The 13,188-nt window shown below is 74.1% G+C and carries 11 protein-coding genes; 8 read left to right on the top strand and 3 right to left on the bottom strand.

From position 1 onward, the window contains the following. Entirely contained in the window at positions 1–1,392 is a 1,392-nt protein-coding gene (locus tag AB0D45_RS21695) for a DUF1996 domain-containing protein (protein ID WP_362461482.1), read from the top strand. 93 nt (positions 1,393–1,485) lie between these two features. Here the strand turns inward: AB0D45_RS21695 and AB0D45_RS21690 are convergent, their stop codons facing one another. Beyond that, positions 1,486–2,757 carry a helix-turn-helix domain-containing protein gene (locus tag AB0D45_RS21690; protein WP_362461479.1) on the bottom strand — a complete coding sequence of 424 codons (1,272 nt, stop codon included), beginning with the start codon at positions 2,755–2,757 and terminating at the stop codon, positions 1,486–1,488. 454 nt (positions 2,758–3,211) lie between these two features. On the opposite strand from AB0D45_RS21690, the gene AB0D45_RS21685 reads away from it, so the two are divergent. From AB0D45_RS21685 to AB0D45_RS21655, 7 genes are all read left to right on the top strand, one after another. Next, positions 3,212–4,222 (top strand): hypothetical protein, encoded by a 1,011-nt coding sequence (locus tag AB0D45_RS21685; RefSeq protein ID WP_362461476.1) that lies wholly within the window; start codon positions 3,212–3,214, stop codon positions 4,220–4,222. Further along, positions 4,219–5,670, top strand: a complete 1,452-nt coding sequence (locus tag AB0D45_RS21680) for an NADH-ubiquinone oxidoreductase-F iron-sulfur binding region domain-containing protein (protein ID WP_362461473.1) — start codon at positions 4,219–4,221, stop codon at positions 5,668–5,670. The genes AB0D45_RS21685 and AB0D45_RS21680 overlap by 4 nt, the downstream gene beginning before the upstream one ends. Before the next feature lie 154 nt (positions 5,671–5,824). After that, positions 5,825–6,838, top strand: a complete 1,014-nt coding sequence (locus AB0D45_RS21675; RefSeq protein ID WP_362461524.1) for an SCO0930 family lipoprotein — start codon at positions 5,825–5,827, stop codon at positions 6,836–6,838. Positions 6,839–6,942: 104 nt separating this feature from the next. Beyond that, on the top strand, positions 6,943–7,422 hold the full coding sequence (locus AB0D45_RS21670; protein ID WP_362461470.1) for a hypothetical protein: 480 nt from the start codon (positions 6,943–6,945) through the stop codon (positions 7,420–7,422). Between the two features lie 160 nt (positions 7,423–7,582). After that, the gene (locus AB0D45_RS21665) at positions 7,583–9,136 is read left to right on the top strand and encodes an alpha/beta hydrolase (protein WP_362461467.1); all 1,554 of its coding nucleotides are present in this window, start codon (positions 7,583–7,585) and stop codon (positions 9,134–9,136) included. Between the two features lie 140 nt (positions 9,137–9,276). Beyond that, on the top strand, positions 9,277–9,987 hold the full coding sequence (locus AB0D45_RS21660) for a helix-turn-helix domain-containing protein (protein ID WP_362461464.1): 711 nt from the start codon (positions 9,277–9,279) through the stop codon (positions 9,985–9,987). A gap of 118 nt (positions 9,988–10,105) precedes the next feature. Further along, entirely contained in the window at positions 10,106–10,570 is a 465-nt protein-coding gene (locus tag AB0D45_RS21655; protein ID WP_362461461.1) for a hypothetical protein, read from the top strand. Between the two features lie 18 nt (positions 10,571–10,588). Here the strand turns inward: AB0D45_RS21655 and AB0D45_RS21650 are convergent, their stop codons facing one another. Next, positions 10,589–11,002, bottom strand: a complete 414-nt coding sequence (locus tag AB0D45_RS21650) for a PaaI family thioesterase (protein ID WP_361604103.1) — start codon at positions 11,000–11,002, stop codon at positions 10,589–10,591. A 40-nt stretch (positions 11,003–11,042) separates the two neighbouring features. Further along, positions 11,043–13,067, bottom strand: coding sequence for an NADPH-dependent 2,4-dienoyl-CoA reductase (locus AB0D45_RS21645; RefSeq protein WP_362461458.1), 2,025 nt, complete (start codon positions 13,065–13,067; stop codon positions 11,043–11,045). Positions 13,068–13,188: the final 121 nt, after the last annotated feature.

Here is a 13,188-nt window from a genome sequence, read left to right as displayed (position 1 = left end):
ATGAGTCACAAGGGCCACAGGCGCCCCCGGTTCAAACTCCTCGCGATGGTCTCCGCCCTGGTGCTGGGCGGTGGCGGGGTCGCCGTCGTCGCCGGCAACGCGAACGCCGGGCAGGACGGCCGCCCGGGACAGGTGACGGCCACCATCGACTGCCCGGACGTGGGCGACCGGCTCACGTCCGTACCCGACCAGGCCAGGGGCGAGGTCGACGCGAACCTCGCCCAGCTGGACGTGCAGGTGGCCGACGCCTACCGCCGGCTCGCCGCCGGGGAGGTCCGGGGCGAGGCGCAGAAGGACGCGCTCCTCGGGCGGCTGCGGGACCAGCGCTCCACGACGATCAGCAAGGTGTCCGATGCGATAGGCCGCTCCTCCGGCGGCCAGGGCGGCCGCCCGGAGGGACTCGACCAGCTCAGCGGTTGCGAGATGAAGGAGGCTCCGGCGGCGCAGGACGACGCGGCGGCCGCGGAGGCGGGTCCGGACGCGGCCGCCGCCCGGAGCGCCGGGCAGCAGGGCGGGCCGGCCAAGAGCGACTTCGTCTCCATCACCAAGGTACGGCCCAACGTGCGCACCCCCGCGCCCTCGGCGGGCGCCTCCAAGGGCTCCTTCACCTCCGAGTGCGGCCGCAACGAGAACGGCCACTTCAACCCCGACAACGTGATCGTCGCCCCCGGCGTGTCCAACGGCGCGCACCACATGCACGACTACGTAGGCAACAAGACCACCGACGCCTTCTCCACCAACGGCAGCCTCGCCGCCTCCGGAACCACCTGCGGCAACGGCGACCAGTCCACCTACTACTGGCCGGTCCTGCGGCTGCGCGACGGCAGGGCGGAGCGGGACGCCAAGGCCCCCGGGGGTGGGCAGGACGCCAACGTCGGCACGATCCTGCGGCCCAAGCAGGTCTCGATCACCTTCAAGGGGAGCCCGGTGGGGCAGGTCAAGGCGATGCCGCGGTTCCTGCGGATCATCACGGGTGACGCCAAGGCCTTCAGCAACGGCACGGCCAACGCCAACGCCTCCTGGAGCTGCACCGGCTTCGAGGACCGCCAGCTGAAGGACAAGTACCCGGTGTGCCCGAAGGGCAGCGACGTGGTGCGCACCTTCACCTTCCAGAGCTGCTGGGACGGCCGCAACACCGACAGCGCCAACCACCGCACGCACGTGGCCTTCGCGGACAAGTCGGGCCGCTGCAAGAAGGGCTTCACCGCCATTCCGCAGCTGGTGCAGCGGATCACGTACGGAGTGACGCCGGGGGCGCGGTTCGCCGTCGACAGCTTCCCCGAGCAGCTGCACAAGCCGGTGACCGATCACGGCGACTTCATCAACGTCATGTCGGACGGCCTGATGGCCAGGGCCGTGGGGTGCGTCAACAGCGGGCGCAGCTGCCGCTGATCCGGCGCTGCCGTCCGGTCCGGACGCGGCGGTGGCCCGGAGCCGAAGGGCTCCGGGCCACCGCCGCGCTCGCGCGAGGAGGACCGCCGCGGTTCACAGTCCGTTGACGCGGGCCATCCGTCCGACGACCAGGGGGGTGAAGTCGGCGGTGACGACCCGTCCGTTCCTGCGGCCGGAACGCGAGTTCTGGCGCCGTACCTGCGCCATCAGCCGGCGGCTGCGCAGGGCCATCTCCAGCTCGAACCGGGTCCGCGGGTCGCGCAGTCCGGGCCCGAAGAGCTTCTCGAGCTGCCGCATCCGGTAGCGCACCGTCTGCGGGTGCACGCTCAGGGCCTTCGCCGCCTCAGGGGCGCCTCCGCCCTCCAGCCAGGCGAGCAGGGTGACCTCCAGCCGCTCGCTCTGGCGCGGGGTCAGGTCGGCGAGCGGCCGGAGCCAGCGGGCGGCGAGGGCGTGGGCGAGGGGTTCGTCCTGGAGCAGCAGGAGGGTCGAGAGGTGGTCGTCCACGAAGACCGCCCGGTCCAGGCCGCCGCGGTTGGGCGTGAGGGTCAGCAGGCGCAGCGCCCAGCGCAGTGAGGAGGCGGTGTCGCGCAGGGGGACGGCGTGGCCGACGGCGGCGAACCGGCCGCGCAGCGGGAGTTCCAGGGCGGCGCGGGCGTCGGGGTCGGGGCTGGGGAGCAGCAGGCACGGCCGGCCGGCGAACATGCCGGCGAGGGAGTCGTCGAGTACGGCCGCCAGCTGCTGCGTTTCGCCGGGGGTGGCCAGGGCGACGGCCCGGACGGCGGGCGGGAGCGGCCAGTGGGCGGCTTCGGCGAGTTCGGCGAGGGAGCCCTCGCACGCGGTCCGGTCGTCGGTGAGGGCCCGGAAGAGTTCCTGGCGGGCCCGCTCGGGCGGGGCGGCGGGCTCCTGCCGGGCGCCCTGGCCGGCTCCGGTGCCGTCACCGGCTCCGCCGCCGTGGTCGTGGCCGTGCTCGCGCGCGGGTTCGCGCACGTCCTCCCGTACGCCTCCCCCCACGATCTCGAGGCGGCCGTCGTGGCGGTCCTCCTCGCAGCCGTGACCGGCCCGGGCCGGGGCCCCTGGGGTGGCCCGGGGCGGGGTCCCGGACGGGTCCGCGACGGGGTCCGCGCAGGGCGCGTCCCGGTCGGCGGCGTCGCGGTAGCCGAGAGCGGAAAGAAGGGCTTCTTCCACCCTCAGCCTGAGCAAATCGTCATCGATGGCATCGTTGTCATCGACAAGTGCGGAAAATCCCGGAATTCCATGCAGAAGCTCCTCCACTATCTCCGCGGCCAGCGCGGGGAGTTCCCTGCGCAGAACACGGGTCCACTCTCCGCGCGGGCGGGACCAGATGCGGTTCAGAAGTTCGCACATCGTTTCCTCGTTCTTGCCGGGGTGAGGCCTGTCCGGTGCAGGGGTGACAGGCCCGCCGGGTTGTCTGCCTCGCCAACAACCCTGTCTGTCAAGAGAGTTGCAGCCCCCACGTCCCCTTCTGGAGGGTTCCGGCCACTTTCGGTCCCGCGGGTTTGCCTTGATTTTGCCGTCGGGGACGCATGGTTGGCCGGCGACGCGGTGGCCTGTCACGACCTCCACTGGAGGGGAATCTTCCGGGGTTGTTCGATGCCTCGGAGACGCGGTGCGAGAAATTATCACGTTTCGATAAATCCTGTGGAGATGCTGCGCAGCTCCACGATGCTGCTGCACTCCGGCCCCCGAGCCCCTCGGCCGGCGCGGGAATTCCACAGCGCTGCCGGCCGTCACCGACCCCAACCCCCGGGTGCCGAGCGCCAGGTGGACCGCTCGGAGCCCGGGTGCTCAGGAGAACCGCATGCCCCTGCCCCAGCCGCACATACCCCGCTCCCACAGGGCACGACGCAGGAGTCGCCACGCGGCGGCGGCCCCCGGCGCGGCTCCGGCCGCGGGACGGCGGGCCGTCAGAAGGCCCTCCCTGCTGCCCGCCGCCGGAAGGTTGCGCCCCAGCGCCCTGTGCGCCGCCGGCGCCGCCCTCGTCTCGCTCCTCGTGGCGGCCCGAGCGGGCGCCCTGACCCGCCTGTGGGAGTTCCTCGACTTCGGGGCGGGCGTGCTCTCGCTCGTCTGCCTGACCTCGACCGTCCTGTGGGGGCTGGTGGCCACCGACCGGGTGCTGCTCGGCTCGGGCCACCGGCTGCTGGCCCAGGGCGTGCACCGCGGCCTGGCCGTGTCCGGGCTGGGCTTCCTCGCCCTGCACATCTGGGTCAAGGTGGCCGAGCGGCAGGCGGACGCCGCGGCCGCCGTGGTGCCGTTCGCGGACCCGGACCGGCCCGTCGTCATCGGCCTCGGCACCCTGGCCGGATATCTCTTCGTGGCCGTGGCCGCCTCCGGCGCCCTGCGTAGTGTGTTCGCCACCAAGAGCCGCTCCCTGTGGTGGCGGGCGCTGCACATCGGCGCCTACCCCGCGTGGGGGGCGTCGCTGCTGCACGGCCTGAAGGCGGGCCGCGCCGCCGACACCTGGGTGACGACGGCGTACGCGCTGTGCCTGGCCGGGGTCATCGCCCTGCTCGCGTTCCGGCTCAGGGCCCGCGGCCTCGGCGCCGCCTGGCAGCAGCCCTCCGTACCGCAGCCGGCCGCCTCCGGGCGGGAAGCCCCCGCCCAGCCGCCGCGCGTGCGCCCGTTCTTCATCCAGGACGTGCCCCTCGCGGACCTGCTGGTGCGGCCGAGGCCGAGCACGGGCAGGGGCGGGCCCGGCTCCCCGGCACAGCCGCCGCGGACCGGCCGTGCCCCGTACGCGGCCGCCGCCGCGGCCGGCCCGGGCGCCGACCGGACCTCCGAGCAGCTCGCCGACCGGGACCGGACGTGGTGAGCGGAGCGCCGCGCCCCGGGCTCGGCTGCGTGGGCACCCCCCGGCTGCTGGCCGGGCTCGACCGGGACCCGCGGCTCGACCGCGAGGCGCATCTGGCGGCGCACGGCCCGCTGCCCGGCTACGCCCCGGACGAACTCGTCGCCCTGGCCGAGGACATCGACCTGCGGGGGCGCGGCGGGGCCGGCTTCCCCTTCGCCCGGAAGCTGCGTGCCGTCACCGGATCCGCCCGGGAGCGGGAGGGGCCGACCGCCGTGGTGGTCAACGGCAGCGAGGGCGAGCCCAGTTGCCTCAAAGACACCGCGCTGCTGCTGCACGCCCCGCACCTGGTGCTCGACGGCGCCCTGCTGGCCGCCGCCGCGGTCGGCGCGCAGGAGGTGGTGGTGGCCGTCACCCGGGCGGACGTGGAGCGCTCGGTACGGGACGCCGTCGAGGAACGCGGCCCGGGCGGCCGGCGGGTGCGGGTGTCGCGGCTGCCCGAGCGCTTCGTGACCGGCGAGGGGACGGCCCTGGTGGGCGGGCTGAACGGCGGCGCGGCGCTGCCGTCCGGGCGGCGGGTGCGGACCAGCGAGCGGGGGCTGGGCGGGGTGCCGACCCTGCTGTCGAACACCGAGACCTACGCCCAGCTCGCCGTCGCCGCCCGGATGGGCGCCCCCGACTACCGCGCGGCCGGCCTGCCCTCGGAGCCGGGCACCGTGCTGCTGACCGTCGCCGGGCACACGGTCGTCGAGACGCCGACGGGCACCTCGCTGGCGTACGTCCTCGACCTGTGCGGCACCCGCACCGGCCAGGGCGTGCTGGTCGGCGGGTACCACGGCCGGTGGCTGGACCCCGGCGCGGCCCGCTCGGCGGACGTCTCGCGCGGCTCGCTCTCCGCCTTCGGCGCGGTGCTGGGCGCGGGGGCGGTGCTGCCGCTGCCCGAGGACACCTGCCCGGCCGGCGAGGTCGCGCGGGTGACGCGCTGGATGGCGAAGGAGTCGGCGGGGCAGTGCGGGCCGTGCGTACGGGGGCTGCCCGCGCTGGCCGACGTCCTGGAGGACGCGGTACGGGGCGGGGGGCGCGGCGCCCTCGACGCCGTGGAGGCCCGGCTGAGAGCCGTCCGGGGCCGCGGGGCGTGCAGCCACCCCGACGGCACCTCGCACTTCGTGGCCTCCGCGCTCGCCGCGTTCCCCGACGAGTTCCGCGACCACGCCCTCGGCAGCGGCTGCGGGCGGCGGATCGTGGGCGCGCTGCCGCTGCCGCTGGACGAGAGCCCCCCGGAGCGGCTGGTGGTGGACTGGACGCTGTGCAAGGGGCACGGGCTGTGCGTGGACATCCTTCCGGACGTCGTACGGCTCGACGCGGACGGCTACCCGGCGGAGGCCTCCATGCCGGTGCCGGGCCCGCTGCGGCCCAAGGCGCTGCGGGCGGTGCGGCGCTGCCCGGCCCTCGCGCTGCGCATCCAGGAATGAGCGGGCGCACGAGTGCGGGACGCGCCCGAGTTCATTCTTGGCGCGATCTGACAAATTCCCGCGGGTTTCGGTTTCCGCCGCCGTTCGCCCCGTATCAATGACGGCAGGCAATGAGCACCACGGGACCCCATCCCAAGGAGAGATCGTGAAGACAATGCGCCGGGAGATAATCGCCGGGTCGGCAGTCGCGGTACTGCTGCTGACGGCTGGTTGCGGTATCGCCGACAAACCCGCTTCGAAGGCGAATGCGGTACAGCCCGCAGGAGCCGGGAAGCAGCTCGGCGCATACGGTTCCGACGGGGGTTCCGGATACGGGTCGGCGAACGGATCGGGGTACGGCGAAGGCTCCGGGGCCGCCCCGGCCGGCGGGGCCGGACAGAGCGGGCCGGCCGGGAAGCTCCAGGTGCGGGAGATCCCGGCCCTCGGCTCCGGGGTCGCCGACGGCGAGGGGTTCACCCTCTACCGCTTCGACAAGGACACCGCCAAGCCCCCGAAGTCCAACTGCGAGGGCGACTGCGCCAAGGCGTGGCCGGTCGTCCCGGCGGACGAGGCCTCCGCGGGGGCGGGCATCGACGCGGCCCTGCTCGGTTCGGTGACCCGGGCCGACGGGAGCAAGCAGCTGACGGTCGGGGGCTGGCCGGTGTACCGCTACGCCAAGGACACCAAGGCGGGCGACGCCCTCGGCGAGGGGGTCGGAGGCACCTGGCACGTCCTGGGTCCCGACGGGAAACCGGCCGGAGCCGGAAAGGCCCCGGGGATGCAGGGACAGGCGATGGAAAAGGAAGGAGGTGCGAAGGAGGAGGCGAAATCCGCGGTTTCGGTCCGGCAGAATCCCCAGCTCGGCAACATTCTCCAGAATGCGGAGGGCTGGACCCTTTACCGGTTCGACAAGGACAGCGCCTGGCCGATGAAAATCGGCTGCGTGGATTCCTGCACGGACACCTGGAAGCCCGCCGAGCCCGTCGACGCCTCGCAGGTCTCGGGAATCGAAGCCAAACTGGTCGGTTCGGTGAAACGGCCCGACGGGACGGAGCAGCTGACGATCGACTGCTGGCCCGTCTACACGTTCACCGGTGACAAGGCACCCGGTGAGGCCAACGGCCAGGGCAAGCAGGGCCTGTGGTGGGCCGTCACCGACAAGGGGAAGAAGGCGAAGGCGGCAGGCTGACCCTGCCGGGACGCCCCCATTGACGTGGTGCCCGGCCCCCCTCCCCTCCCCGCCGGGCACCACCCCCCCTCCCCCTTCGTCCCCGATCAGCCCGTGAGGTCGCCATGTTCCCGTTCCGCCGCCCCGGCCGCCGCCTCCTCCCCGCGGCCGCCGCCGCGCTGTGCGGCGCCCTGCTGGCCGGCGGCTGCGGCGCGGAGCGGCCCGCGCACGGCGGCGCGTCGGCCCACGGAGCGCAGGGAGCGCACGCAGCGCACGGAGCACCCGCGGGCGACGGCTCCTCCCCCGCGAAGACCGCCACGGTCGAGGAGCTCGCCGCCGCCCTGGGGTGCAGTGCCGAGGTGAGCATGCAGGCCGACGAGCTGCGCCAGGGGGCCTGCGCGACCGGGCAGGGCGCCTACCGCATGACCACCTTCGCCGCCGAACAGGGCCTGCGCTCCTGGCTGGCCGAGACCCGGGTGTACGGCGGGGTCTACCTGGTGGGTGACCGCTGGGTCGTGACCGCCCAGTCGGCGGACGCCCTGACCGCGTTGCGCGAACGCCTCGGCGGGACGTTGGAGAACGGCTCCGGGCACGCCGGCCACTGACCCCGCAACGCACGCGGCGCGTCAGCCAGTTGTCCGGAAATCCAGTCATTCGCGAGGTGGACGGAAGAGCACAGGAGCCGCCCTCGGGGATGATTCGCCCCGCCGCCGCGTGCCCCAGGGTGGGCAGGGAATCGTCCCTCTCCGAAAGGAACGGCCCTTCGTGCGCACGAAACGGCTCGCACCCCTGCTCGCCGCCGCCGGCCTCCTCACGACCCTCCCCCTCCTGTCCGCCACCCGGGCGGCCGCCGCCCCCGCCGACTACGGGCCGCAGCAGCCCTCCTGGCACCGGTGCAGCGCCGAGCAGCCGGCGTCGTACGAGTGCGCGACCGTCAAGGTGCCGCTCGACTACCAGCGGCCCCGCGGCAGGACCATCGACCTCGCGATATCCCGGATCAAGAGCCCGGACCCCGCCCGACGGCACGGCGTCATGCTCCTGAACCCCGGCGGACCCGGCGGCTCCGGCCTCGACCTGCCGCTGATGATGGATGGGGCGATGCCCAAGGAGGTCAGGGAGCGGTACGACCTGATCGGCTTCGACCCCCGGGGCGTCGGGGCCAGCAGCCCGATCAGCTGCGGACTGACCGACGCGGAGCAGAGCATCGACCGCCCGTACCGCCCGGAGACCTTCCCGTCCGACGTCGCCTGGGCGCGGACCGTCGCGGACAAGTGCCGCGAGAAGGCCGGTGCCGTGCTTCCGTACATCACCACCCGCAACACGGCCCGTGACATGGACGCGATCCGCTCGGCCCTGGGCGAGCGGAAGATCTCCTACGTCGGCTACTCGTACGGGACCTACCTCGGGGCGGTCTACACGCAGATGTTCCCGTCCCGGACCGACCGCTTCGTCCTGGACAGCGGGGTCGACCCGCAGCGGCTCTGGCGGGGGATGCTCCAGGTGTGGGCCACGGAGGCCGAGCCCGCCTTCGCCCGCTGGACGCGGTGGACGGCGGAACGCGACGCCGAGTACCGGCTCGGGGCGACGCCGGAGGCGGTGTCGGCGGCCTTCTGGGGGCTGGTGGCGCGGGCCGACCGGGACCCGATCGAGTTCCAGGGGACGAAGGTGACGGGCGATGACATCCGGTCGGCCCGCGCCCTGTTCTTCTACCCGCGGGAGGCGGCCCCCTTCGTCAGCGCGCTCAAGGCCGCTGCCGAAGGCACCCCGCCGCCCGCCGGCCTGGCCGTGCCGGACCTGAAGAAGACGCTGCGGGGTGCCGAGCCGGCCTCCGACAACGGCACGGCCGTCTTCTGGTCCGTGGTGTGCGGGGACACCGGCTCCTGGCCGCGCGATCCCGGACAGTACGCGCGGGACGCGGCGCGGGACAAGGCCCGGTACCCGCTGTACGGGGACTTCGCCTCCAACATCAAGCCGTGCGCCTTCTGGCAGCGGCCCGCCGAGGCGGCCACGCCCATGAAGACCCGGGCGAACGTGCTGACCGTGCAGAACGAATGGGACTCCCAGACCCCGCTCGTCAGCGGGCAGGGCCTGCACCGGTCGCTGAAGGGCTCCCGGATGGTCCTCGCGGCGGGCGGGGAGGGCCACGGGGTGTACCTGGCGGATCCCCGCTCCTGCGCCAACGCCCCGGTCAACTCCTACCTGGCGACGGGCCGGCTGCCCGCCCGGGACGTGACCTGCCGGACCCCGCAGGACGCGGACCGGCAGCGCGGCGCCCTGACGTCGCCGCTGCCGGTCCCGGCCGGCCCCCTGCGGTTCTGACGCCCGGACGGCCTTCGGCGCTCCGCAGGACGCAACACCCGCGAAGGGCTTCGCACCCGGGCACCGCCGCGCCATCATGGGCGGTGCCCGGGTCGTGCCATCGGGGGACCACGGCCGGGCCGTGATGTCCGGGGGGACACGTGTCCGCATCCGTACGCCCGCAGTCGGCGCCGCCGTCGTCCGCACCCCGCGGCCGGGGCGTCCTCGAAGGAGCCTTCGCCCTGCTGGAGGCGCTGCGCCGGCACGGCGAGGAGGCCGGCGTGACCGAACTGGCCCTGGCCTGTCAGGTGCCCAAGGCGACCGTGCACCGGCTGCTGGACCAGCTGGTGGCGCTCGGCGCCGTCGAGCGGTGCGGCGCCCGCTACCGCCTCGGCGCCCAGCTGTACCGGATCGGCGAGGCCTGGCAGCCGCACCCGGGGCTGCGGCCGGCGTCCCGGCTCCCGCTGCACCGGCTGCGCGCGGCGACCGGGGCCAGCGTGGTGCTGACCGTGCTGTACGAGGACCAGGCGCTGACCGTGAACTCGGTGCCCGGGGTGCTGGAGCCCGCGCTGCCGGTCCGCGACGGTGCGGGCTTCCGGCTGGACACGGCGGCGGGCCGTGCCCTGCGCGGCCCGGCCCGGCCCGGGGCGGTGCTGGACCGGGAGGAGGTCATGGAGGGGGTGTGCTGCGCCGCGCTGCCGGTGCGCGCACCCGACGGCCGTGCGGTGGCGGCGCTGGCCGCGCTCGTTCCGGCGGGGCAGCCGCTGGGCCGGCTCGCCCAGGCCGTCGCAGAGGCCTGTGCCGCGATCACCCGGGGGCTGGCGCGCGGGGTGCCGGGCCCCGCGGGGCTGCCGCCGGGACTGCTGCGCTGAACCGCCGTGCGCGTTCCACTGAGCGGAACGCGCGTAGAACCGCGGCCGCCCGGCAGCGCACAGTGGTGGAGCCGCCGGGGGGACCGGCGCTCACACGACACTTCCGGGGGATTCCACCATGAGCCGCAGCATCGCCCGCTTCGCCGCCGCCACCCTGCTCGCCCTGGGGGGCGTCGCCGGGTTCGCGGGGGCCGCCCAGGCCGAACCCGTCGACTACGTACGGATCGAGCTGCTGGAGCTGACCTGCCACCAGCAGAGCGAGGGCGACCACGACGAGGCGTACCTCAAGGTCACCGACGCGAACGGCAACCAGGTCAAGGTCTGGCCGGGGAGCCTGAAGTACCAGACGATGGGCACGAACTACGTGCGCTCGATGGAGGACGGGAACGGCAACGCCGCCCTCGTCCTCGGCAAGCAGCAGGCCCGCACCCTGACCCTGTGGGACTACGACACGACCAGCCCGGACGACAAGCTGGGCGCGACGCTGGCCACCGGGAGCGAGTTCGGCGGCGAGGTCCAGTACCGCTCCCTGGAGGGCTCCGGCGGGGTGTACACGATCGCCTACCGCGTGATCGACATCTGAGCCGGGACCGGAGCCGGGTCAGCCGAGCAGGGCGTACACCGTCGAGGCCTTCGCCGCCGGGTCCGGGCTGCCGTCCGGGGTCATGGTGATGTCGGCGAAGGCCATGCGCTTGCCGAGTTTGGTGATCCGCACGTCGATCAGCACGTCCGCGCCCGTCACCGGCCGCTGGAAGCTCGTCGACTGCTGGACGGTGGTCATCGGGCCGTACGCTCCGCGCGCGGCGGAGATGGCGACGACGGTGGCGGTGTCGGCCGCGGCCATCAGGGCCTGGCCCGACAGGCCGCCGCCGTCGCGCGCCAGGGCGTCGGACCAGGGCAGCCGCAGGACGGCGTGCCGCTCGCCGGTCTCCTCGACGGAGAGGCCGAGGGCGAGCACCCAGGGAGCGAAGTTGTCGCTGAGGATCTTGTCCGCGTCTGCCGGTGTCAACGTCACCCGCCGATTGTGGCGGCCCGGCGCGGGCCGCCACAACTCCCTAGAGGCCGGCGGCGAGTTCCGTGCCCTGGCGGATGGCCCGCTTGGCGTCGAGTTCGGCGGCCACGTCGGCGCCGCCGATCAGGTGCGCCTCGACGCCTTCGGCGCGCAGCGCCTCGTACAGGTCGCGGCGGGGTTCCTGGCCGGTGCACAGGACGACCGTGTCGGCGGGCACCAGGTGCGGCTCGCCGCCGACGGTGATGTGCAGGCCCTCGTCGTCGATCCGTTCGTACGTCGCCCCGGCGACCGAGACGACCCCGCGGTGCTTGAGCTCCGCGCGGTGGATCCAGCCGGTGGTGGTGCCGAGGCCGGCGCCGACCTTGGTGGTCTTGCGCTGGAGCAGGGTCACCTGGCGGGGGGAGGCCGGCCGCTCGGGGGCGGTGAGGCCGCCGGGGCCGGCGTAGGCGGTGTCGACGCCCCAGTGGCGGAAGTAGACCTCGGGGTCCTGCGAGGCGCCCTCGCCGCTGTCGGTGAGGAACTCGGCGACGTCGAAGCCGATGCCGCCGGCGCCGACGACGGCCACGCGCTCCCCGACGGGGACGCCGTCGCGCAGCACGTCGAGGTAGCTGACGACGTCGTCCCGGTCCACGCCCTCCAGGGCGGGGGTGCGGGGGGTGACGCCGGTGGCGACGACGACCTCGTCGTAGCCGCGCAGGGTGTCCACGTCGGCGCGGGTGTCGAGGCGGACGTCGACGCCCTGGGCCGCGAGCTGGGTGCCGAAGTAGCGGATGGTCTCCTCGAACTCCTCCTTGCCCGGGATCCGGCGGGCCACGTCGAGCTGGCCGCCGATGTGGCCGGAGGCTTCGAAGAGGGTGACGGCGTGGCCGCGTTCGGCGGCGGTGACCGCGCAGGCGAGGCCGGCCGGGCCGGCGCCGACGACCGCGACGCGCTTCTTGCGCCGGGTGGGCGAGAGCACGAGCTCGGTCTCGTGGCAGGCGCGCGGGTTGACCAGGCAGCTGGTGATCTTGCCGCTGAAGGTGTGGTCGAGGCAGGCCTGGTTGCAGCCGATGCAGGTGTTGATGGTCTCGGGGCGCCCGGCGGCGGCCTTGGCGACGAAGTCGGAGTCGGCCAGGAAGGGGCGGGCGAGGGAGACCAGGTCGGCGCGGCCGTCGGCGAGGATCTCCTCGGCCTTCTCGGGGGTGTTGATGCGGTTGCTGGTGACGAGCGGGACGCTCACCGCGCCCATCAGCCGCTTGGTGACCCAGGTGTAGGCGCCGCGCGGGACGGAGGTGGCGATGGTGGGGATGCGGGCCTCGTGCCAGCCGATGCCGGTGTTGATGATCGTCGCGCCGGCCGCCTCGACCTCCTTGGCGAGGCGCACGACCTCTTCCAGGGTGGAGCCGCCCGGGATCAGGTCGAGCATCGAGAGCCGGTAGATCAGGATGAAGTCGTCGCCGACGGCCGCACGGGTACGCCGGACGATCTCCAGCGGGAAGCGCACGCGGTTCTCGTACGCGCCGCCCCAGCGGTCGGTGCGCTTGTTGGTGGCGGCGGCGATGAACTCGTTGACCAGGTAGCCCTCGGAGCCCATGATCTCGACGCCGTCGTAGCCGGCGAGCTTGGCCAGGCGGGCGGCGCGGACGAAGTCCTCGATGGTTTCCTCGACCTCGGCGCCGGTGAGCTCGTTCGGGACGAAGGGGCTGATGGGGGCCTGGATCGCGGTGGGTGCGACGAGGTCCTTGTGGTAGGCGTAGCGGCCGAAGTGGAGGATCTGCATCGCGATCTTCCCGCCCTCGGCGTGCACCGCGTCGGTGATCACCCGGTGCTCGGCGGCCTCCTCCTCGGTGGTGAGGCGGGAGCCGCCCTCGAAGGGGCGCCCGGCGTCGTTCGGGGAGATGCCCCCGGTGACGATCAGGCCCGCGCCGCCGCGCGCGCGCTCGGCGTAGAAGGCGGCCAGGCGCTCGAAGCCGCCCTCGTGCTCTTCCAGGCCGGTGTGCATCGATCCCATGATCACGCGGTTCGGCAGGGTGGTGAAGCCGAGGTCCAGGGGGCTCAGCAGGTGCGGGTACCGGCTCTGGGAACTCATGAGGGGGCGCCTCCTCGCGCGGGGGTGATGCTCCCGTTGTAGCGAGGGGAGGGCGGTTTTGCAACTAGGTGCAAAACCGAGTGCGGTCCCTCCGGCCCGGGATTGCGGGGGACGGGGGCCC

Origin of the sequence: Streptomyces sp. NPDC048352 (genome assembly GCF_040651895.1) — a bacterium.
Classification (GTDB): domain Bacteria; phylum Actinomycetota; class Actinomycetes; order Streptomycetales; family Streptomycetaceae; genus Streptomyces.
The sequence above is the reverse complement of the archived record's forward strand: the minus strand, read 5'-3'. Positions and strand labels throughout refer to the sequence as shown.